The sequence below is a fragment of the Buchnera aphidicola (Lipaphis pseudobrassicae) genome (genome assembly GCF_005081185.1).
GTDB classification, from domain to species: domain Bacteria; phylum Pseudomonadota; class Gammaproteobacteria; order Enterobacterales; family Enterobacteriaceae; genus Buchnera; species Buchnera aphidicola_AD.
Genome location: NZ_CP034870.1, coordinates 63,307 through 85,040, shown reverse-complemented (window position 1 = coordinate 85,040; position 21,734 = coordinate 63,307). Strand labels below are relative to the sequence as shown.

Sequence of the window (21,734 nt, the reverse complement as noted above, 5' to 3'; positions counted from 1 at the left end):
TTTAAGATAAAGCATTTAAAGTTCTTAAAGTATTTTTTACATTAGTAATTCGAATACCATATTTATTTTCTAATACTACAATTTCACCAGAAGCAATTACGTGACCATTTAAAAAAATATCTAAAGGTTCTTTGATCAACTTATCTAGAATTAACATGCTTCCCTTAGAAAAACCAAGAAAATCTTTAATTTTTACCTTAGATTTACCTAATTCTACTGTAATATTGAGAGGTGTATCAAATATAATGTTTTTATTACGAACTATTTCTTGAGAATCATTTAATCCTGTATTTTTATTAATGTCATCTTGAGTTAAGATATTTTTGTTAAAATTATCTTGTTGTGGTTTTTTTTCATGATTAGAATCGTTCATTGTATTACTCATGAAAGCATTCCTTATTTTTTTATATTTTAAATTTTTAATAAATTGTTCTATAAAAACAATAGATTGTTCATTAAATCTTTTATATTTGGCAAAAAATATAGGTTTATTTTCTAAAAATCCTATTATTCTATCAGGATTTTCAATCAAAAAAACATCTCCTACTGATAAAGTCAAAAATTTATTATAAGAAATGGAAATATCGTTTATTTTAAAAAAAATATCTAATTCAATGTTATGTATATCTTCAAAAACAATATTATTAATAATATCTTGCTTTGGAGATATATTTTTGTCATTGTTAATTTTAAATAATTTTGTTTCATTAATTATTTTAATAATTGATAATGGCATTAAAAAATAAAAATATAATTCTATATTATCTATAGAAAGATTAAAAAAATTAATTAAAAACATTTCATTAGAATTAAAACAAGACTGTTTAAAATTTAATAAAATCTTTTCATTAATAAACTTTATATCTAAAGCAAAAAATTTTTTAAAAGTATTAGATAAAGAATTATTTATAATATTAGTTATCTGCTTACTAATTAATAATTCAGTAGATGTAATATTATTTTTTTTATTATATGTTTCTATAGCATGACTATCACTTCCAAACAAAAGATCTATAATAATAGAAAAAAAATTAGAACAATAAGTTAAAAAAAATTGATGTTTAAAAGGTAATACTTTTATTGAATTAAATAAACTAATATCTTTTATATTTTTTCTATTAAATTTTAATAGTGATTCTATTTTCATACTATGAGAGGAAATTCTGACATTTTTTTTAATAAAAGTAGAAAAATTTATTATCACTTTTTTTGCAAAATATGTATTAATATTTTCTAATATTTCAATTTCATCTTTTTTTAAAAAACTATTTAAATTCTGATCTCTCTGATAAAACTTATTAAATTTATTATGTAAATTATTACTTTTCCCCATTTATACACCTCAAAGGTAAAAGTTATTATTATAAGATAAAATAAAAACTTGATATATTATCAAAGAAGCATTATTAAATATTTTTATTAAAAAAAATGCATCTCACATTAAATGTATATATCAATTGGATCAATTTCTACTTTTGTATTTTTTTTATGTAAATCAAATATTTGTTGAAATTTATTTAGATTAAAAGCATTTTTATAATTTTTTAATTTATTATTTTTTAAGGTGCTAAAAATATTAACTTTATCTAAAGTAATCCCATGTTTCATTAACGAGTGTTGTAAAATAGATATATGATTATTTAAAAAAACTCTTATTTCTTTTTCATTAGAAATAAAATCTAAAGTTGCATTTTTCCCATTTTTTAGATTCACTTTAACATGTATAGAACCTAAACATTCTGGTTTTAAATAAAATTCTACTTGATTATTTTTATTAGCAATAGATAAAAGTATTTTTTGATTAATTAATTTTGTCCATTTAATAGAATTTTTCGAATCGTAAAAAAATAAACTTTTCATATTTGATTTAGCAAGTTGTTTAAAATCTAATGTTTCTAAAGAATTAATATGATTCGATAAATGTTCAAATTTATTAGTATTTTTATAATAAACAGTATTATTTTTATAATTTTTTAAATCTTGAAAAAAAACTAAATTTACTACATATTTAATTTTTTTTTCATTTGCTTCACTTATATCAAAAATACTTTTTTCTTGTTTATAATCATTCCTGATATTTTCTATATGTAAGTTTTTTAATACATTGAAATTTTTTATTAATTTATTTTTTTTTAATTCTTCATTCTTGTTAAAATTTTTCTTATCAAATAATATTTTTGTTTTTTCTATTGGCCATTTTTCTTGATTTAAATGTACTTTAACATAATTAATATTTTCTAAAAAATTTATATGATTCAATTTAGTTTGAATAGTAGATTTTTTTTCTTGTTTATTTAAAATGTTATTTTTAGTTTTTTTAAAACTATGAAATTTTAAAGGTTTGTCTTTACCTATTACAATATTTAATAAATTATTAATTACAAAATTGCTACAAATAATATTTTTATTATCTTTCTTTTTTTCTTCTGTTGAAACATTTTCAAACTCTAATTCTTGATTAACTAAGCATTGTTTTAATTTATTAAAAACTGATTTAGATAACTTTGATATGTCATCATCAATATCAAAAATATTATTCTTTATATGAAAATTACAAGAAGTATTTTTTTGCAGTGAAATATTATCAATAATTTTTAACATTAAAATAATCGCCTTTTTTTATAGATTCTAATTGAGCATAATTATCACTACATATTTGTTGTTTTATTTTCTTTATTTGTAATATTTTTTTGCTATTTTTAATATTTAAATTCTTCCAATATTTTATTTTGTTATGACGTATAAACCATTTTTTTAAGTTTTCTTCTATTATTTTTTGATTTCTGTTGATCATTCTTTTATTATCTATAATTATTTTTTGTAATACAGAAATAAAATTATTATAATTTTTCCATTGATTTATATGAATTCCTAATATTTTTTTCATCTGTATTGTTTTTATATATTCACTTTGATAATTATTTAAAATTTTTAACTGTTGAATATCTTTAGTTTTTTTTTCATATAAATTTTTAATTTTAACTATATCATTTATTAATTTAAATTTTTCTCTTTTTTCTAAAATAGAGAAGATAACATTTTTATTTCTCATTGATATAATATATCCAAAGATAATTTTTTATCAAAAAATTAAAGAAAAATTTCATTTAATTGCTTACAAGAAATAAAGTAATCATATTTTTCTGACATTTCTTGACGTAAAAATTTTTCTAATTTTGGCCAAATTTTAACTGCGTGGTCTAAAATTACATCATTTCCATGAATATAAGCACCTACGTTTATTAAATCTCGATTTCTTTGATAAGAAGATACTAATTTCTTAAAATAAGAAGCTTGATGATATTGTTCAGAACCAATAATGTCAGGCATTACTCGACTAATAGAAGATTCAATATCAATTGCAGGATAGTGACCTAGATCGGCATAATGACGAGATAAAATAATATGTCCATCTAATATAGAATGAGCAATATGTGATACTGTATCTTGTTGGTCTTCATCTTCTATCAAAATTGTATAAAATGCAGTAATTGAACCTTTTTCTTTGTTAAGATTACCTGTTCGTTCTAATAATTTTGGAATTTTTGAAAAAATAGAAGAAGGATAACCTTTAGCAACTGGTAATTCTCCTAAGGCTAATGAAATTTCTCGTTCCGCCATAGCATAACGAGTTAAAGAATCCATTATTAATAATACATTTTTATTATTTTTACAAAAATATTCTGCAATATAAGTCGCATAAGAAGCGGCTTGTATTCGTAATAATGGAGACACATTCGCAGGTGCAGCAATTACTACCGATCGTGATAATCCCTTAAATTTTGCTACATTATTAATAAAACGTTGTACTTCTCTACTTCTTTCTCCAATCAAAGCAATAACAATAACATCAGCTTGTGTATGTTTTGCAATCATTTCAAGTAAGATACTTTTACCGAGACCAGGTGTAGAAAAAATTCCTACTCTTTGACCTTTTCCAATAGTTAAAAGACTATTAATAGATCGAATTCCGGTATCTAATACTTCAGTAATCGCTTTTCGATTTAATGGGTTTATATTATTATCTTGCTCGAGTATAGTATAATATTTTGAATGTAGTGCAGGTAATCCATCTAAAGGTAAACCATTACCGTCTAATATTCTCCCCAAAAGATTTGTAGATAATGGTACTTTTTTTACAATATGATTCATTTTATTATCTAATTTTAGAAAAACACGGGCACCTGGAAAAACACCACAAGTTTCATTAAAAGATAATAATAAAGTTTTTCCGTTTAAAAAACCTATTACTTCAGCATTAATAACAGTATTTTTATTATTGATAGTTCTTTCAATATAGCATTGCGATCCAATAGGAATATCATTTAATCCAATAGCTTCTAAAACCAAGCCATTAATACCAATTAAACGTCCATAATTAATAGTATTAGGAAGATTATTAATTTGATTTTCAAAAGAAGCAAACTTTTTAAGCAATTGAGTAAATCTCAAATTCATCAATATTCCTCTGAACAAATAAAACGATATAATTCATTCCATCTAGCATTAGATGTAGCATCAACACCACCACTTTCTGACTTGATTTTATAACTATTTAAATCTACACTATCATCATATATTAAATTCCATTGATGAATTTGTAAAAAATCTTTAAATACTTTTTCTGTCAAAATTTTATTATTAGGATGAATTATAAGATTTGGTTTTTTTAAATACATAATTTCTTTATTCATAATTCTTTTTATATATTGCATTAAAATAGATTGATCAACATTATCTTTTTTACCAATTATATAAGATGATACAGTCAATACTGTTTGAAGTATTTGAGGATATAATTTTTTTTCAAACATAGAAATAGATTTTTCAAATTCTAAAAAAAAAGTATTTAGTTTTTCTTTCAATATAAGATTATCTTCTTGTTTTGCTTTATCAAATCCTGTATTAAAACCATCTTGATATGATTGTGTCTTTATTAAATCTATTACTTTTGATTCAGTGTTATGGTTTTTTTTATTCAATGATTCTTGATGTGAAGCATCACAAAAATCTTTTTCTAAAAATTGATTTGAATTACTCAAATTTAATTTAGTATCTTGAGAATTCTTTAAATATATTGCTTTTGGATACCATTTTATCCATTTTTTTTTCAATTGAATATCAGACATAATAATCTCTTAGATTTTTCAATGAAATATTTCCATTATCTATAATATTTCTAACCATAATCAAGATTAATTTTTGTTCATTTTGAATAGAGGAATTAGAAATATAAGATTTTTTTTCTAATCTTAAAGATAATTGATTAGATTCTACATTAGACATATTTTTAAAAAATTTTTCCTTAATAATAGAATCAGTATTTTGAAGTGCAACATATAACTTTTCTCTTTCTATATTTTGAATTACAATTTGAATATATTTATCATCTAAATCTACTATATTTTTAAATGAAAAGATCTCTTTTAAAATATTACTTGCTAGATTTTGATTAAATAATCTAATGTTTTTTATGGTATTTTTTTCATCTATTTTTTTCATCGAACTCAAAATATTTACAGCAGTTTTAATACCTCCTTTTTCTGTAAAAATCAATTTTTTATTTTGTATTAAATTATTAATAACTCTATTAAGTTCGAGTAAACAAGACTCTTCTATACCATGAAACTCTGTGATTCTAGATATAATTTCAGCACGTTTTTTATCATTAAAAAATGAAAGAACTTGAGCAGATTGATTTTTATTTAAATAGATTAATATTGTTGTTATAATCTGAAGATGTTCGTTACTTAATAAAAAAGCTAATTGCTCAGGTTTCATATCATTCAATGATCGAATAGAACTCTTAGCATTACGAATTTCTAATGTTTCTTGTAAAAGAGAATTTCCTTTTTTTTCTCCTAATGCCTTAAGTAACATATCACTAATATATTTATCATTAAAATTGGAATTTAAAGCATTATTTTGTACTGCAATATCATAACACTCACACAGTATTTCATTTAATTTTTTAGTAGAAATATTTTTAATATTTACCATAGACTTAACTAATTCTTGCACTTCAAGAGGAGTTAAATTTTTTAATACTTCTCCAGCTTGATCAGATCCTATTAACATTAATAATAATGCACTTTTTTCAGTACCATTTAAAATCATATTTTATCACTCATCCATTGACGAATAATCAACGCTATAGTACGTGGATTTTGATTAGATATTTGATTAATTAATTTATCTGTACGTATGTTATTTTGAATATTTTCTTTAGAAAGATTATCTTGTATATCATTATTATAATCTACATATTTTTTTTCATTTTTAATAATCTTGTTTTTTACAGTATTGTTTTTAGAAACAGGGCATATATATCTTTTTAAAAAAAACAGAAAAAAGACAGCGGAAAGAATCCACGGTATTAAATTAAACGAAATATCTGATAATTCATTAAATAAATTTGAATTACTTAATTTTACTGGAAGTAATTTTTTATCAATTTTAGCAAAAGATGCATTAACAACATGAATACTGTCACCTCGAGATTTAGAAAAACCTATAGCTTCACATATCAAATTTCTAATATTTTTTATTTTTTCTGGCGTCAATGGAATCAATTTTCCATTTTGATCTTTAATAAAATTAATCACAACAGCTGCTGATAATCGTTTAATTTCTCCTATATTCATTTTAGTATGTGATACACTATGATTCAATTCATAATTTATTGTATTTTCTCGATTTATATTAGAATGAATAGGAATAGCATAATCATTTTTAAAATTTTTACTATTTTTAGTTCTATTAATATTATCACTGTGTAAAAAATTCGTGTTTTTATTTTTAAAATTTTTAAAAGTTACATTATTTGTAAAGTTATCAGATATATTTTCTTTTTTATTATTTTTTTCTACTTTATCATGAATACTTGTCTGACGAGAACGTATTGCTTGATATTTTCGATTGGAATTAGGCGAATATTTTTCTTTTGTTTCTTCTTGAGAATTAAAATCTATTTGAGCAGTAACTTGAGCATGAACATTACCAAATCCTAATAATGGTTCTAAAATACTTTCAATCCTATTTTTATAGCGAGATTCAATTTCTTCAGAATATTTAAATTGTAAATCATTAATTCGATCGTTTTCTAAAGAAGTTTGGTTTAATAACTGTCCTGATTGATCTATGATGTTAATATTTTCTACTGAAAGATTAGGTACACTAGTCGAGATGAGATGTAATATTGCATTAATTTGTCCTAAATTTAATTTCCGTCCTTCCTGTAATTCTAAAACAACAGAAGCTGATGGTTTTTTTTTATCTTCTAAAAATAATGATGATTTAGGTAGTACAATATGTATTCTAGCAGCTTTTATAACATTTATTTTCTGTATAGTACGAGATAACTCTCCTTCTAGTGCACGTTGATAATTTATTTGTTCATTAAATTGACTAATTCCGAATTTTTCTTTATCCAATAATTCAAAACCAATTGCTTCATCTCGAGAAAAATTTGATTCTTTCAAATGTGAACGGACCTTATCAATTTTATTTTTTGGAATTGCTATTTCACCTGAAATATCAGTAAGTTTATAAGGGATTTTCATTTCATTTAGTTGATCAACAATAGCACTGCTATCTTCTTTAGATAAATGATTATATAATACTTGATACTCAGGAGATTTAACCCATATTGAAACAGATACAGCAGTAATTACTGCTGCCGTTAATAACATTACTAAAACACGAGAATTTTTTAAAAAACGAGACAAAAAATTGTTAAATTTTTTTTTCTCTTCTAAAACTGAATTTTCTATAGTACTGAAATTCATGAAAATCTTCCTATCTAATAGTTAGCTCTAACTACAATTTAGTGACAATTAAATAATTTCACTGATACGAAAAAAAAATTTCCTGTTAAATTATTTTCAATTAAATTATATTAATAATGAATTGAAGTCTTTTTTTGATATAATATTCAATATTAGTTATTTTAGAATTTTATTCCTATATTAAAAATATTAAAAAACAGGAATAATGATGAATATAACAATTTTTTAAAATTTAAAACAATTATTTAAAGGAAGATTATGTTTATCGAAAATATAAATTATCAAAATTTTAATAAAAAAATTAATTATTTAGATAAAAATATAAATGAAACAAAAAATAAAAAATCTGATAATTTCATTGATTGTATAAAAACGGCACTAGGAGAAATAAGTAATATTCAAAATCATACAAAAACCGAAACTGAGAAATTTTTATCAAATAAATCTCAAGTATCTTTAAACGACATTGTAATAAATTTAGAAAAATCTTCTATTTCTATGCAAATGGCAATTCAAATAAGAAATAAAATTGTTTCAGCTTATCAAGAAATAATGAATCAACAAATTTAATTTATAAATCTGTGCTGAAAAAATTCAGCACAGTTAAAATAAATTAATAAATTTTTATCATTGTATGGAGCTAAGTGGAATTGAACCACTGACATCTTGCATGCCATGCAAGCGCTCTACCAACTGAGCTATAGCCCCAAAATATTACAATATAAAAACACATGAATTCTGTCAATTTATTTTTGTTAAAATGACTTTTATATCGTTAAAGATTTTAAAAAAATAAATCTAAATTATCTAATAATATTTTTTAACATAAAAACTTAAATATGATCTTATTAAAACACAAATGTGTCAATTTTTTTATTGTAAAAATTGATATTTATTTTTATTTTTTAATGTATAAACTTTTGATAAAAAAAAGTGTTTTATTGATTCTTGATAAAACTTCTTTTTTACCTATTAAATAAATAACTAAGCTGATACTAGGAGAATAAATATCATTAATTATAGCAACACGTAAAATCATATTAATTTTTATTTTTTTAACTTTAATTTCTACAGACAAACAATTAATCATTTCAGATATTAAAATATTATTCCAAATAGATAAATTATTTATTTTCTTATAGGCTTCTTCTAAAACATAACAACTATCTAAAACTAGATATTTTTCTATTCTCTGATGATTAAATATTTTAAATTCTTCATAAAAACATCGAAAACATTCTGTCATTTCTTGTATTGTATGAAAACGATCTCGTAGAAATGTAACTAAACATTCTAGTTTAGGTCCATGATTTATATCAATATTTTGATCTTGCATGTATTCTTTGAGAATATGAGTGATGTTGTTTAGTGGTAAGTGATTAATATAATATTTATTAATCCATAAAAGCTTTTTCATATTAATAATACTTGATGATTTGCTAATTGAACTTAAGTTAAATAATTTTTGCATTTCAAAAATACTAAAGATTTCCTGATTCCCATAAGACCATCCAAGTCTAACTATATAATTTAATAATGCTTCTGGTAAAAATCCATCCTTACGATACTCAATAATATTTCGTGCATTTTTTCTTTTAGAAATTTTATTTCCAGATTCGTCTAAAATCATCGATAAATGTGCATAAATAGGAATTTTAGCACCTAAAGATTTTAAAATATTAATTTGACGAGGTGTATTATTAATATGATCTTCACCACGAATTACATGAGTAATTTTCATGTCTAAATCATCTATTACAACACAAAAATTATAAGTAGGCATTCCATTTGAACGCTGAATAATCACATCATCTAATTCAGAATTGTCGAAAATAATTTTACCTCTTATTCGATCATTGAATATTACTTTTCCAGAAATTGGATTTTTAAATCGTATAACAAAATCTTTAGGAAATGTAGTTTTAATATCTAAATTTCTACAAGTTCCAGAATAACGTGCTTTAAAACCTTTTCTTTTTTGTTCTTTTCTATCTTCTTCTAATTTTTTAGATGAACAAAAACATCTATATGCATCTCCTTTCTTAAGCATTATGTTAATAACTTCTTGATATCTCTTCAAACGATTAGTTTGAAAATAAGGCCCTTCATCCCAATTTAATCCCAACCATTTTAAGCCTTCTAAAATAGAATTAATTGAAAAATGTTGAGAACGTTCAACATCAGTATCTTCTATACGTAATATAAATTTTCCATTATTATGTTTAGCAAATAACCAAGAATATAAAGCAGTACGAACACTTCCAATATGCAAATCTCCAGTAGGACTAGGCGCAAAACGAGTTTTTACTTTCATATATTCCTTAATTGAAAAACAGTGTTTAACTAAAAAATATTATTATAAAACAAATCATATTTTAATAAATGTTTATATTTTTAATGATTTAAATTAAAATTATAGATGATAATGTCATCATTATGGTTAAAATTACAACAAACAAATATAATTTAAAAAAAAAAGATTGACTCTATTTTTCCTAGCTTTACAATAAAGTGATACTAAAAATATTTATAGGGTGATTAGCTCAGTTGGTAGAGCTCCTCCTTTACACGGAGGAAGTCGGCGGTTCGAGTCCGTCATCACCCATCAAAAAGGGTCGTTAGCTCAGTCGGTAGAGCAGTTGACTTTTAATCAATTGGTCGCAGGTTCAAATCCTGCACGACCCAAAAAATATTTAATCCTTAATTAAACCATTAAATTCTCTTTCGTTAATAATTTTAATATTTAATCTTTTAGCTTGAGAAAATTTAGAACCAAATTTTTTTCCATAAATTAAAATATCTGTATTTTTTGAAATATTATTTAAAACTTTAGCACCTAAGTTGATCAAGAAATCTTTTAATTCTTTTCTTGATGAAAAAGAAGCAAATACACCTGTTAAAACTACTCTCTTTCCAAAAAAATATGTCTTTTTAGAATTTTTTAAACAAACTCCTGAATAATTCCAAAAAATTTCTATTTCTTTCATAAGTCTACAAACCATATTATAATTAGAATCTGTAGAAAAATAATTGAATATATTATTTGCAATAATTGTTCCTATACCAGGGATAGAATTTAATTCTACAATATTAGAATTAATTAATTTTTCTAACTTCATAAAATAATTTGCAATTTTTTCTGCAAAAACTTCACCTACATTAGGAATTCCTAAAGCATAAATAAAACGTCTAAAACTAGTTTTTCTACATCGATGTATAGAACTTATAATATTCATACTTTTTTTTGGTCCTATCTTATTTAAATTAACTAAATCAAAATATTTAAGATAAAAAAAATCTATTGGATTTTGAACTAATTTTTTATCTATTAATTCATCAATAATTTTTGGACCTAAACCTGTTGCATTTAGAGATTTTTTTGAAAAAAAATGATGTAAAAATCTTTTTTTTTGAGAATTACATATTAATCCAGCATGACAACGAATTATCTTTTCTGCTTTATTTTCTAATAACTTCGTATTACAAACTGGACAAAATGAAGGATAAACAACTTTTTTCGCATTACTACAACGAATGTTTTTAACAACGTTTAATATTTTAGGTATAACATCACCAGAACGACAAATTACAATAAAATCACCAATGTATAAATTTAATTTTTTTATTTCATTTTGATTGTATAATGAAGCTTTTTTAATAGTTACTCCTGATATAGAAACCGGTTGAAAATAAGCTACAGGAGTAATTACACCTGTTCTACCTACTTGAAACTTAACATCATATAATTTGGTTATTCTTTCTGAAGAAAAAAATTTAAATGCTATAGCCCATCTTGGTGATTTTGCATTAGATCCTAATTTTTTTTGCAAATCTATTGAATTAACTTTAATAACGATACCATCTATATCATAATCAAGACTATGTCGTTTATTTTCAAACTTTCTATAAAAGTTCAATACTTCAATATGTCTTGAACAAACTATGATTTCTTTATTGACTGGCAAACCCCATTTTAAACATTGCATCAATCTTTCATAATGGGTAGAAATATATTCTTTTTCTTTAAAATCTTCAAAAAAATAGCATCCATAAGAAGAAAACATTAGCTTTCTTTCAGCCGTTATATTTGCATTAATATGACGTAATGAACCTGCAGCTGCATTCCTAGGATTAGAAAAAATCTTAGTTTTATCAATCTTAGATTTTTTATTTAATTTTAAAAAATCAGATTTTAACATAAAAACTTCTCCTCGAATCTCTAATCTTTTAGGAATATTAAATCCTTTTAATTTCATAGGAATAGATTTGATCATTTTTACATTAGAAGTAATATTTTCACCTATATAACCATCACCACGAGTTGTTGCTCTTACAAGAAAACCTTCTTCATAAATAATACTAATAGCTATACCATCGATCTTAAGTTCACAACAAAACGTTAGTTTTTCATCTTTATAAAAAGATTTTTTAACTCTTTTTTCAAAATTTAAATATCCATTATAATCAAAAGTATTTTCTAAAGATAACATAGGAAAAAAATGTCTTATTTTTTGATATTTATCAGTTAAATTTGAACCTATTTTCTGAGTAGGAGAATCAGAAGAAATAAATTCTTTATTTTTTAATTCTAAAAAATACAATTGATTAAGTAAGTAATCATACTCAGCATCAGAAACAATAGATTGATCTAAAATGTGATAAGAATGTTCGTATTTCAAAAGTTCTTGTCGTAATCTATCAATTTTTTTTTTAATATTTGTCATAAATTTTTTATATCTGAATACAAAGAAATAACGAATTTTAAATTATCTCATAATTTTATAAATTCATGATATTAGTATTTTTTATTATGTGATTTTTACTTATAATATAAACCTTATTTTTTCATTTATAACAGTAGTTATTTAAAAAAATAATTAAAAATCAGTATAATAAAAATAATTTATATAAAAAATTTTTTCTATACCAAAAATTTAAGTATCCAAGTAAATAAGAAATAATACATTTAAAAATACAGGAAACAAATGAGCAAAATATATGAAGATAATTCTTTAACTATAGGAAATACACCTTTAGTTCGTTTAAAGAAAATAGGAAATGGAAATATTTTAGCAAAAATTGAATCTAGAAACCCTAGTTTTAGTGTCAAATGTAGAATTGGTGCTAATATGATATGGAATGCAGAAAAAAATGGAAAGTTAGATAAAAATATAGAACTCATAGAAGCAACAAGCGGTAATACAGGGATTGCATTGGCTTATGTAGCCGCCGCTAGAAATTATAGATTAACACTTACTATGCCAGATACAATGTCTATTGAGAGAAGAAAATTGCTCAAATCTTTAGGAGCAAATTTAGTTTTAACAAATGGAAAATATGGAATGAAAGGAGCTATATCTAAAGCAAATGAAATTGTATCATACAATCCTAAAAAATATTTTTTATTAAAACAATTTGAAAACCCAGCTAATCCTGAAATTCATGAAAATACTACTGGACCAGAAATATGGAATGATACAGATGGTAATATAGATATTTTTATTTCTGGTGTAGGAACTGGAGGAACTATTACAGGCGTTACAAAATATATAAAACATACTAAACTAAAAAAAAATTTAATTAGTATTGCTGTTGAACCATCTGAATCACCAGTAATTACACAATTTTTATCACGAAAAGAATTAAAACCTGGATTGCATAAAATTCAAGGAATTGGTGCTGGTTTTATTCCAAAAAACTTAGATTTGCGTTTAATCGATGAAGTTATCACAGTTTCTAGTGCAGAATCAATATTAACAGCTCAAAAATTAATGAAAAAGGAAGGTATATTAGCAGGTATTTCTTCAGGTGCTGCATTATGTGCCGCTTTAAAAATACAAAAACGTAAAAATTTTTTAAATAAAAATATAGTTATCATATTACCATCTTCAGGAGAGCGTTATTTAAGTACAGAGTTATTCTCTGAATAATCATACAAAAAAATAATTTCTGTAGTAAAAATTCAATAAGAATTTTTAATTATTTTTTTCAATTCTAGTAAAATATTATATCAATCAACTGCAATCAAGGAAAAAATATGTTTAAAAACGAAATAACAATAACTGCTCCACATGGATTACATACTCGTCCTGCTGCACAATTTGTAAAAGAAGCAAAAAAATTCATTTCTGATATTTCGATTATCTATAATGGAAAGTCAGTTAATGCAAAAAGCTTATTTAAAATTCAAACTTTAGGTTTAGCTCGAGGAAGTATAATTACATTATCTGCTGAAGGAGAAGATGAAAAACAAGCTATTAAACATTTATCTGAGATAATGATGGAACTAGAGTAAAATTATTAAAACAATGTATAAATTTTCTATAATACCGGATGTTATATAAAAAAAATAACTCCGGATTATTTTATATGAAAATATATTCACCTGAAATGCCACTTTTTTTCCCTCTAAATAGAAAAAGTTTATTATTAAAGGTAATATTATGATTTCGGGTATTTTAGCATCACCGGGTATAGCTTTTGGATCTGCTCTTTTATTGAAAGAAGAAGAAATTGTTATTAACCGGAAAAATATTGATATTGCAAATATAAAAAAAGAAGTAAAAAAATTTTTTAATGGAAGAGAAAAATCAATACAACAATTAACAGAAATAAAAATTAAAGCAAAAGAAAAATTAGGAAAAAGTAAAGAAAGTATCTTTGAAGGTCATATTATGCTACTCAAAGATGAAGAATTAGAAAAAGAAATAATTGATTTAATACAAGAAAAAAAAATATCTGCTGCAGCTGCTACAGAATATGTCATTGAAGGACAAGTTAAAGTTTTAGCAGAATTGAAAGATGAGTATTTAAAAAACAGAGCAATCGATGTCAGAGATATTGGTAATCGATTGTTAAAAAATATACTGAATTTAAGGATTATTGATCTAAACAATATAAAAAATAAAGTAATTTTAATTGCAAAAGACTTAACTCCTTCAGAAACTGCACAAATTGACTTAAGATATATTTTAGGTTTTATCACCGATTTAGGTGGTAAGACATCACATACTTCAATTATGGCTAGATCATTAGAAATTCCAGCTATCGTAGGAACTAAAAAAATCACTGAAATTACAAAAAACAATGATTACATTATTTTAGATTCTATAAACAATCAAATTTTTATTAATCCATCTCAAGAGTTAATTTATAAAAAGAAGAATATAGAAAGAAAATATATTTTAAAAAAAAATAAATTAATAAATTTAAAAAATCTATCTGCTACAACTATTGATGGACATAGTATAAAAGTTGGATCTAATATTGGAAATATTCAAGATATTGATTCTGCAAAGAAAAATGGTGCTGAATGCATTGGTCTTTATCGAACAGAATTTTTATTTATGGATAGAAACTCTTTACCTGAAGAAGAAGAACAATTTGAAGCATATAAAAAAATTGCAGAATCAATGAAAAATAAAGCTGTCATAATAAGAACAATGGATATTGGAGGGGATAAAGATCTACCTTATATGAATTTGCCAAAAGAAGAAAATCCTTTTCTTGGTTGGCGTGCTATACGTATTTCTATGGATCGCAAAGAAATACTACGTTCTCAAATTAATGCGATTCTTAGAGCTTCTGCTTTTGGAAAAATATACATACTTTTTCCTATGATTATTTCAGTTGAAGAAATTAGAACTTTAAGATTAGAAATTGAAAAACTTAAACAAAAATTAAATGAAAAAAAAATATTATTTGATCAAAATATTCAAATTGGAATTATGATAGAAACTCCTTCATCAGCAATAATAGCTAATCATTTAATAAAAGAAGTGGATTTTTTTAGTATTGGAACTAATGATTTAACACAATATACTTTAGCCGTTGATAGAGGCAATGATTTAATTTCACATCTTTATAATCCTATGAATCCATCTGTTTTAAAGTTAATAAAAACTGTTATAGATATAGCACATTCACATGGAAAATGGACCAGTATGTGTGGAGAACTTGCAGGAGATGAACGTGCAACTATTTTACTATTAGGCATGGGTTTAGATGAATTTAGTATGAGTTCAACAAGCATTCCTAAAATAAAAGAAATAATTCGAAAAACATCTTTTTCTCACGCTAAAAAAATAGCAGAACAAGTATTAAAATTATCTACTACGAAAGAAATATTTCATTTATTAAAAATATCTATTTAAGGATTAACAGGTTAACGTATACTTTAAAAAGAGCATAAAAAGTATTTAGGAGAAAAAAATGAGTTTCTTTTCTAATCTTTTTCAAAATAAAAAAACAGATTTTGATAAAAAAATAGAAATTATTGCACCGTTATCTGGTGAAATAATCAATATTGAAGATGTACCAGACTTAGTTTTTTCTAAGAAAATTGTAGGTGATGGAATAGCAATTAATCCATCAAATAACAAAATACTTGCTCCTGTGAATGGTATCATTGGGCATATAACTGAAAGTATGCATGCTTTTTCAATTATATCAGATGATAAAGTAGAATTATTTGTACATTTTGGTATCGATACTGTTAAATTAAAAGGACAAGGTTTTAAAAAAATAGTACAAAATAATCAAAAAGTAAAAATAGGAGATGAAATCATTGCACTTGATTTAGATTTTTTAATAGAAAAATCTAAATCTATTTTAACTCCTGTTGTAGTATCTAATATAGAAAAATTTAAAAAAATAAAAAAATTTTCAGGTAATGTTATTGCTGGAAAGACAGTTATTATGTCTTTATATAATTGATTTTTAATATAAAACGGTACTATTTTTTAGTACCGTTTTAATATATTGCTTATAAAAATAATAATATTTATAAGGAAAAAAATGATCGATTTAAATCATATTTTTATTTATATAATTCTTGGAACAATAGAAGGAATAACAGAATTTCTTCCTATTTCTTCTACAGGACATATGATTATCATCTCTCATTGGTTAAATGTAGAAAGTAATAACACAAAAATACTATCAATGTTTATGCAATTCGGTTCTGCATTAGCAATTTTTTATTTTTTCTATAAAAAAATTTTAAGAATATTGAATGTTAGAAAAAAGTATCAAAATCAAAATACAAAATGTTTACATATTTTATTTTCTATATTACCAACAATATTGTTAGGTTTAATTTTTTATAAAAAAATTCAACTAACATTTAATATAAATTGTATTATATATACATTAATACTAGGTGGATTTTTTTTAATTATTTCTGAGATGCTAAAACCAAAAAAACATATCACATCAAATATTAGAAATATTAACTTATTCCAATCAATTATAATTGGATTATTGCAAATCTTTTCTCTATATCCTGGTGTTTCAAGATCAGGAATTACCATAGCAACTGGAATATTATTAGGTATTAAACGATCAGTTGCAATAGAATTCTCTTTTATAATATCTATTCCATTATTAATGGGTGCATCTTTTTTTGAAATAGTAAACAATATTCATAATATAAAAAAAATAGATCTTCTAATATGTTTATTTAGTTTTATAATTTCTTACTTAATTTCTACTCTATTTATTAAAAAATTATTGAAATTCATCAAGAATACTTCAATGATATTTTTTGGAATATACCGATTAATTTTAGCTTTACTACTTTATTTTATTCATTAAGAATTTAAACTAAAATTATATTAATTATATAATTCAAAAAAGTTTTTATATCTTTTTAACAAAACAAGTTTTTATTATTAACACGCCAAGATTCAAGTTTTTTAATTCGTAAACGTATTAACTCATTTTTAATATTATTTCCTTTTAATCCTTGATCTAAAACTAGCTTAGCAGAAACATTTTTTATTACAGAAAAACACTTTTCTAAAAAAAAACCAGAATTAATGTAAGTAAAATAAGATTTGGAAATATTTAAAAAATTAAACTGACTTAAAAAAGCTAGTTTTTGAACACGTTCTGGTTTTCTCCAAGCATCAATTTTGTAGAATAACATAACGATATTCTTAGATGATTGATAGTCAATAGTATCTAAAAAAAAACAAAATCTAGTATTTAAAATTGCTATATCTCGAATATAAGATGGGATATAAAAACGTTTGCATAAGCTACTAACTAAATCACATGATTTTTTATCATATTTTTTTTTTAAAGAACTATTAAAAGAGCTATTATGTAAAGAATTACTATATAAAACATTAGTTGACAAAAATCGACATAAATATGCAAAACGAACATCAATATCTTTACATAAAGTAGAAATTTTAGCTAATCCTTTTAATATAATATTTTTATTGTATAATTTATTAAAAATATAATAACTAGAAATATTTTTTTTTTGATATAAAAAATTAACTTCTGGAAAAAATAAATGTAGTGCTTTACATTTGTATAATATTTGAAAATATACATGAGGATTAATTGTATTAAAAGCTTTTTCTGTTTCATTCCATATTCTATTTGGAGTCAAATATAACAATTCTCCTTTTTCAACCATAATACGCATTAATAAGATTGTTTCTTCTGCAATTTGAAATCCTAAATGAGTTAAGCTAGCAGCTAGTCTTGCTGTTCGTAAAATACGTAATGGATCTTCTGTAAAAGATTGTGAAATATGTCTTAATAAACGATTTTTTATATCTTTTTTTCCACCAAATGGATCAATATAATTACCATCTTCATCATAAGCGATAGCATTAATCGTTAAATCACGTCTGATCAAATCTTCTTCTAAAGTAACATGAGAATTATAATCAGTACTAAATCCAGTATAACCTATTCCAGACTTTCTTTCTTTTCTTGCCAAAGCATATTCTTCATGTGTTATTGGATGTAAAAAAACTGGAAAATCTTTTCCGACTTGTTGAAAGTTTTTTTTTAATAATATTTCTTTTGATCCGCCAACTACTACCCAATCTCTATCTTTAACAGGAAGATTTAGCAAAGAATCTCGAACAGCTCCTCCTACTAAATATATTTTCATACAAATTTCCTCATACCAAAAGAAGATTTAATTAAAAAAAATATTATTTTTTATAAAATTTATTATTTTAAAAAATTAAATCTTGTAATAATCTTATAGATAATATATAAAAAATATATTACTACGTATAAGTATAAATTAATTTTTTATATTGAAGAGATACAATGATGGAAAAAAAATCAGTTAATTTTAAAAATTCGTCTGTTCTTGTTGTGGGTGATTTAATATTAGATTGCTATTGGTACAGTAAAAATCATCAGGTTTTATCTGAACAACTAACACCAATTTTACCAATCAATAAAATTAAAAAGCAACCAGGAGGAGCTGGAAATGTCGTTAAAAATATTGCAGATATTGGATGTAAATCTAAAATTATTGGTTTTATAGGAATGGATTATGAAGGAATAATTTTAAAAAAACTTTTAAATCATGTGGGAATTGATCGTGATTTAATTCCTATCAAAGAAAATAAAACAATCACAAAAATTCGAATTTTATCAGATAAAAGAAAATTAATTCGATTAGATTTTCAAGAAAAATATATTTCAAAAAATATTAACTTACTATATCAAAAAATTGTTCATTCATTATCATATTTTAATATTTTAGTATTATCAGATTATTCAAAAGGAACTTTAGTTGATATAAAAAAAATAATTAGTTTAGCTAAAAAAATGTCGATACCAATACTTATAGATCCTAAAGGCATAAATTTTGAAAAATATTCTGGTGCTAGTTTGCTAACACCTAATCTTTCTGAATTTGAAAACATAGTTGGAAAATGTAATAAAGAACAAGAAATTTTTCAAAAAGGTTTACAATTATTATACGATCTAAAATTATCAGCATTATTAGTTACTCGTTCTAAAAATGGCATGACATTATTTCAACCTCAAAAAAAACCAGTACATTTTCCTGCTACATCAAAAAAAGTATCTGATGTAACTGGTGCAGGAGATACAGTAATTGCTATTATTGCTGCTTCTTTAGCTCAAGGATATTCTTTAGAAGAAGCATGTTTTTACGCTAGTGTTGGAGCAGGTGTAGTTATACAAAAAACAGGAACTGAAACAATAACTATTCATGAATTAAATTCGGCTCTAAATTTTTGATATTAAAAGGTATTTCTTAACATATTTTTAAAAATATATTTTATTTTATAAGTTCTTTTTTTATAAAAAATGTTCGAGCATACATTAAAATATAATATATGAAAAAATTTATATCTGATAAAATTTTTATTTTTTTAGCAATTTAACATATTATTAAGGATTTTAAAATGACTCAAATACTTTTATCTAAATTCGGAACATCTATAGAACGAGTTCAAAAAGGAATATATGCTTTACAATCTGGTCAAGGCATTATTATATTAGATGATGAAAAAAGAGAAAATGAAGGAGATTTTGTATTTGCTGCTGAAAACATGACAGTAGAACAAATGGCTTTAACAATTAGATACGGTAGTGGCATTATATGTCTTTGTATAACTGAATCTAAACGAAAAAAATTAAATTTACCTATGATGGTTAAAAAAAACACTAGTAAGTATAAAACAGGATTCACAATAACAATAGAAGCATCACGTGGAGTATCTACCGGTGTATCAGCTCAAGATAGGCTAACTACTATTAAAACAGCAATTTCTGATACTTCAAAACCTGAAGATTTAAATAGACCAGGACATGTATTTCCGTTAAGAGCTCATGAAAATGGAATTTTAGCACGACCAGGACATACAGAAGCAGCTATTGAAATTGTCTCTTTAGCAGGATTCAAACCATTAGGAGTAATTTGCGAATTAATGAATAAGGATGGAAGTATGTCTCGATTACCTGAAATAATAAAATTTGCTCAAAAGAAAAAAATGCAAATATTAACTATACAAGATTTAATCTTTTTTATTAAAAAGAAAAAAAATAATTATTTTTAGTAAATTTTAATTCGTATAGTATTGTACTATCGATTAATACGATCTAATTCAATAATAGACCATTTTGGTTTTACTACAATATCTAAAAGACATTTGCTTGCTTCTTTGTAACGTAAACAACCAAGATATGCAATCATTGCAGCATTATCTGTACAAAAATTTAATCTTGCATAAAACACTTTCCCATTAAAATCTTTTTTCATCATTTTTTCTGATTTTTTTCGTAAGGGATAATTAGAACTGACACCACCCGCTATAACTAAACGATTCCATTTTTTTTCTTTTAATGCTTGTTTAGTTTTAATTAATAATGTATCAATTACTGCGTCCTCAAAAGCTCTTGCGATATTTGCTTTTGTTTGTAAACTTTTATCACATTTTTTAATCATATTAGTTACACATGTTTTTAAACCAGAAAAACTAAAATTTAAATTCGAATGATGTATCATGGGACGGGGAAAATGAAAATAATTCTTATTTCCAATCAATGCTAATTTAGATAACTCAGAACCACCAGGAGATTTTAAATCTAACAGTTTTGCTATTTTATCAAAAGACTCGCCTACTGCATCATCTAAACAGTTTCCAAGTAATTCATAACATCCTAGTTCATGAACACCAATAATTTGAGTATGTTTACCCGATACTAGCAATGCAATAAATGGAAATTCAATAGATTTACACTCTATAAAAGGAGACAATAAATGTGCTTCCATATGATTTACAGGAACAACTGGAATATTTAAAGCAAAACCTAAAGAACATGCGAATGTAGCACCGACTAACAAAGAACTAACTAAACCAGGTCCAGCAGTATATGCAATAAGATCAATATCTTTCATAAAATGTTTTCTTTTAAGAATTTTGTGTAATAAAAAAGTTATTGATTCCATATGTTGACGTGATGCTAATTCAGGGATTATACCACCATTTTTATCATTTAATATATTTTGATTGTATATCTCATTTATTAATAAACCTTTTTTGTAATCATAAATAGCTATACCTGTATCATCACAAGAAGTTTCAATGCCTAATATCTTCATAACTTTTTATACCTCAAACATAAAATATTTTATAAATATATATTAACTATTTT

At 23.5% G+C, this 21,734-nt stretch carries 19 protein-coding genes and 3 tRNA genes; 10 read left to right on the top strand and 12 right to left on the bottom strand.

All coding sequences use genetic code 11. The features are described 5' to 3' along the window. Position 1: 1 nt before the first annotated feature. The 7 genes from fliN to fliF all read right to left on the bottom strand — a co-directional run bounded on the left by fliN (position 2) and on the right by fliF (position 7,787). On the bottom strand, positions 2 to 1,333 hold the full coding sequence (fliN, locus tag D9V70_RS00400) for a flagellar motor switch protein FliN (protein WP_158355813.1): 1,332 nt from the start codon (positions 1,331 to 1,333) through the stop codon (positions 2 to 4). Positions 1,334 to 1,440: 107 nt separating this feature from the next. Then, positions 1,441 to 2,601, bottom strand: a complete 1,161-nt coding sequence (locus D9V70_RS00395; protein ID WP_158355812.1) for a flagellar hook-length control protein FliK — start codon at positions 2,599 to 2,601, stop codon at positions 1,441 to 1,443. Next, the gene (locus tag D9V70_RS00390) at positions 2,585 to 3,052 is read right to left on the bottom strand and encodes a flagellar export protein FliJ (RefSeq protein ID WP_158355811.1); all 468 of its coding nucleotides are present in this window, start codon (positions 3,050 to 3,052) and stop codon (positions 2,585 to 2,587) included. The genes D9V70_RS00395 and D9V70_RS00390 overlap by 17 nt, the downstream gene beginning before the upstream one ends. 38 nt (positions 3,053 to 3,090) lie before the next feature. Beyond that, the gene (locus D9V70_RS00385; RefSeq protein ID WP_158355810.1) at positions 3,091 to 4,458 is read right to left on the bottom strand and encodes a FliI/YscN family ATPase; all 1,368 of its coding nucleotides are present in this window, start codon (positions 4,456 to 4,458) and stop codon (positions 3,091 to 3,093) included. Beyond that, complete coding sequence (locus D9V70_RS00380; protein WP_158355809.1) at positions 4,458 to 5,129, bottom strand: flagellar assembly protein FliH; 672 nt, start codon at positions 5,127 to 5,129, stop codon at positions 4,458 to 4,460. Before D9V70_RS00380 ends, D9V70_RS00385 begins: the two co-directional genes overlap by 1 nt. Beyond that, positions 5,122 to 6,117, bottom strand: coding sequence for a flagellar motor switch protein FliG (gene fliG, locus D9V70_RS00375; RefSeq protein ID WP_158355808.1), 996 nt, complete (start codon positions 6,115 to 6,117; stop codon positions 5,122 to 5,124). The genes D9V70_RS00380 and fliG overlap by 8 nt, the downstream gene beginning before the upstream one ends. Next, positions 6,114 to 7,787, bottom strand: a complete 1,674-nt coding sequence (fliF, locus tag D9V70_RS00370) for a flagellar basal-body MS-ring/collar protein FliF (RefSeq protein WP_158355807.1) — start codon at positions 7,785 to 7,787, stop codon at positions 6,114 to 6,116. Before fliF ends, fliG begins: the two co-directional genes overlap by 4 nt. Positions 7,788 to 8,045: 258 nt before the next feature. Between fliF and fliE the strand changes: the two genes are divergently transcribed. After that, the gene (gene fliE, locus D9V70_RS00365; protein ID WP_158355806.1) at positions 8,046 to 8,357 is read left to right on the top strand and encodes a flagellar hook-basal body complex protein FliE; all 312 of its coding nucleotides are present in this window, start codon (positions 8,046 to 8,048) and stop codon (positions 8,355 to 8,357) included. Between the two features lie 65 nt (positions 8,358 to 8,422). On the opposite strand, the gene D9V70_RS00360 is transcribed toward fliE, so the two are convergent. Both D9V70_RS00360 and gltX read right to left on the bottom strand, forming a co-directional pair. Next, positions 8,423 to 8,495, bottom strand: a tRNA-Ala gene (locus tag D9V70_RS00360). A gap of 190 nt (positions 8,496 to 8,685) precedes the next feature. Further along, entirely contained in the window at positions 8,686 to 10,101 is a 1,416-nt protein-coding gene (gene gltX, locus D9V70_RS00355; RefSeq protein WP_158355805.1) for a glutamate--tRNA ligase, read from the bottom strand. Between the two features lie 218 nt (positions 10,102 to 10,319). Here gltX and D9V70_RS00350 point away from each other — a divergent pair. Further along, positions 10,320 to 10,392 (top strand) — tRNA-Val (locus D9V70_RS00350). Between the two features lie 7 nt (positions 10,393 to 10,399). Then, positions 10,400 to 10,472: transfer RNA gene (locus D9V70_RS00345), tRNA-Lys, on the top strand. An 8-nt stretch (positions 10,473 to 10,480) separates the two neighbouring features. Here the strand turns inward: D9V70_RS00345 and ligA are convergent. Beyond that, a complete protein-coding gene (ligA, locus tag D9V70_RS00340) occupies positions 10,481 to 12,511 on the bottom strand; it encodes an NAD-dependent DNA ligase LigA (RefSeq protein ID WP_158355804.1) in 2,031 nt (676 codons plus the stop codon). Positions 12,512 to 12,772: 261 nt separating this feature from the next. On the opposite strand from ligA, the gene cysK reads away from it, so the two are divergent. The 5 genes from cysK (at position 12,773) to D9V70_RS00315 (ending at position 17,381) form a co-directional block, all read left to right on the top strand. Further along, positions 12,773 to 13,717, top strand: a complete 945-nt coding sequence (cysK, locus tag D9V70_RS00335) for a cysteine synthase A (protein WP_158355803.1) — start codon at positions 12,773 to 12,775, stop codon at positions 13,715 to 13,717. Positions 13,718 to 13,824: 107 nt separating this feature from the next. Beyond that, a complete protein-coding gene (locus tag D9V70_RS00330) occupies positions 13,825 to 14,082 on the top strand; it encodes an HPr family phosphocarrier protein (RefSeq protein ID WP_158355802.1) in 258 nt (85 codons plus the stop codon). 148 nt (positions 14,083 to 14,230) lie between these two features. Next, positions 14,231 to 15,940, top strand: coding sequence for a phosphoenolpyruvate-protein phosphotransferase PtsI (ptsI, locus tag D9V70_RS00325; protein ID WP_158355801.1), 1,710 nt, complete (start codon positions 14,231 to 14,233; stop codon positions 15,938 to 15,940). A 58-nt stretch (positions 15,941 to 15,998) separates the two neighbouring features. Further along, a complete protein-coding gene (gene crr, locus D9V70_RS00320) occupies positions 15,999 to 16,502 on the top strand; it encodes a PTS glucose transporter subunit IIA (protein ID WP_158355800.1) in 504 nt (167 codons plus the stop codon). Positions 16,503 to 16,583: 81 nt separating this feature from the next. After that, positions 16,584 to 17,381 carry an undecaprenyl-diphosphate phosphatase gene (locus tag D9V70_RS00315; protein WP_158355799.1) on the top strand — a complete coding sequence of 266 codons (798 nt, stop codon included), beginning with the start codon at positions 16,584 to 16,586 and terminating at the stop codon, positions 17,379 to 17,381. A gap of 55 nt (positions 17,382 to 17,436) precedes the next feature. On the opposite strand, the gene D9V70_RS00310 is transcribed toward D9V70_RS00315, so the two are convergent. Next, complete coding sequence (locus tag D9V70_RS00310) at positions 17,437 to 18,702, bottom strand: tRNA CCA-pyrophosphorylase (RefSeq protein ID WP_158355798.1); 1,266 nt, start codon at positions 18,700 to 18,702, stop codon at positions 17,437 to 17,439. Between the two features lie 164 nt (positions 18,703 to 18,866). Here D9V70_RS00310 and rfaE1 point away from each other — a divergent pair, with 164 nt between their 5' ends. Together rfaE1 and ribB are read left to right on the top strand one after the other, a co-directional pair. Further along, entirely contained in the window at positions 18,867 to 19,814 is a 948-nt protein-coding gene (gene rfaE1, locus D9V70_RS00305) for a D-glycero-beta-D-manno-heptose-7-phosphate kinase (RefSeq protein WP_253254810.1), read from the top strand. A gap of 167 nt (positions 19,815 to 19,981) precedes the next feature. Beyond that, positions 19,982 to 20,635, top strand: a complete 654-nt coding sequence (gene ribB, locus D9V70_RS00300) for a 3,4-dihydroxy-2-butanone-4-phosphate synthase (protein WP_158355797.1) — start codon at positions 19,982 to 19,984, stop codon at positions 20,633 to 20,635. Positions 20,636 to 20,661: 26 nt separating this feature from the next. On the opposite strand, the gene tsaD is transcribed toward ribB, so the two are convergent. Then, on the bottom strand, positions 20,662 to 21,681 hold the full coding sequence (gene tsaD / locus D9V70_RS00295; RefSeq protein WP_158355796.1) for a tRNA (adenosine(37)-N6)-threonylcarbamoyltransferase complex transferase subunit TsaD: 1,020 nt from the start codon (positions 21,679 to 21,681) through the stop codon (positions 20,662 to 20,664). Between the last annotated feature and the right edge of the window lie 53 nt (positions 21,682 to 21,734).

What these genes read in the sequence shown, in the direction of transcription:
- crr (WP_158355800.1), top strand. Translation starts at nt 15,999, where the DNA reads ATGAGTTTCTTTTCTAATCTTTTTCAAAATAAAAAAACAGATTTTGAT.
- fliN (WP_158355813.1), bottom strand. Translation starts at nt 1,333, where the DNA reads ATGGGGAAAAGTAATAATTTACATAATAAATTTAATAAGTTTTATCAG.
- D9V70_RS00385 (WP_158355810.1), bottom strand. Translation starts at nt 4,458, where the DNA reads ATGAATTTGAGATTTACTCAATTGCTTAAAAAGTTTGCTTCTTTTGAA.
- D9V70_RS00395 (WP_158355812.1), bottom strand. Translation starts at nt 2,601, where the DNA reads ATGTTAAAAATTATTGATAATATTTCACTGCAAAAAAATACTTCTTGT.
- ribB (WP_158355797.1), top strand. Translation starts at nt 19,982, where the DNA reads ATGACTCAAATACTTTTATCTAAATTCGGAACATCTATAGAACGAGTT.
- rfaE1 (WP_253254810.1), top strand. Translation starts at nt 18,867, where the DNA reads ATGATGGAAAAAAAATCAGTTAATTTTAAAAATTCGTCTGTTCTTGTT.
- D9V70_RS00315 (WP_158355799.1), top strand. Translation starts at nt 16,584, where the DNA reads ATGATCGATTTAAATCATATTTTTATTTATATAATTCTTGGAACAATA.
- fliG (WP_158355808.1), bottom strand. Translation starts at nt 6,117, where the DNA reads ATGATTTTAAATGGTACTGAAAAAAGTGCATTATTATTAATGTTAATA.
- tsaD (WP_158355796.1), bottom strand. Translation starts at nt 21,681, where the DNA reads ATGAAGATATTAGGCATTGAAACTTCTTGTGATGATACAGGTATAGCT.
- D9V70_RS00330 (WP_158355802.1), top strand. Translation starts at nt 13,825, where the DNA reads ATGTTTAAAAACGAAATAACAATAACTGCTCCACATGGATTACATACT.
- gltX (WP_158355805.1), bottom strand. Translation starts at nt 10,101, where the DNA reads ATGAAAGTAAAAACTCGTTTTGCGCCTAGTCCTACTGGAGATTTGCAT.
- D9V70_RS00380 (WP_158355809.1), bottom strand. Translation starts at nt 5,129, where the DNA reads ATGTCTGATATTCAATTGAAAAAAAAATGGATAAAATGGTATCCAAAA.
- fliF (WP_158355807.1), bottom strand. Translation starts at nt 7,787, where the DNA reads ATGAATTTCAGTACTATAGAAAATTCAGTTTTAGAAGAGAAAAAAAAA.
- D9V70_RS00390 (WP_158355811.1), bottom strand. Translation starts at nt 3,052, where the DNA reads ATGAGAAATAAAAATGTTATCTTCTCTATTTTAGAAAAAAGAGAAAAA.
- fliE (WP_158355806.1), top strand. Translation starts at nt 8,046, where the DNA reads ATGTTTATCGAAAATATAAATTATCAAAATTTTAATAAAAAAATTAAT.
- D9V70_RS00310 (WP_158355798.1), bottom strand. Translation starts at nt 18,702, where the DNA reads ATGAAAATATATTTAGTAGGAGGAGCTGTTCGAGATTCTTTGCTAAAT.
- ligA (WP_158355804.1), bottom strand. Translation starts at nt 12,511, where the DNA reads ATGACAAATATTAAAAAAAAAATTGATAGATTACGACAAGAACTTTTG.
- ptsI (WP_158355801.1), top strand. Translation starts at nt 14,231, where the DNA reads ATGATTTCGGGTATTTTAGCATCACCGGGTATAGCTTTTGGATCTGCT.
- cysK (WP_158355803.1), top strand. Translation starts at nt 12,773, where the DNA reads ATGAGCAAAATATATGAAGATAATTCTTTAACTATAGGAAATACACCT.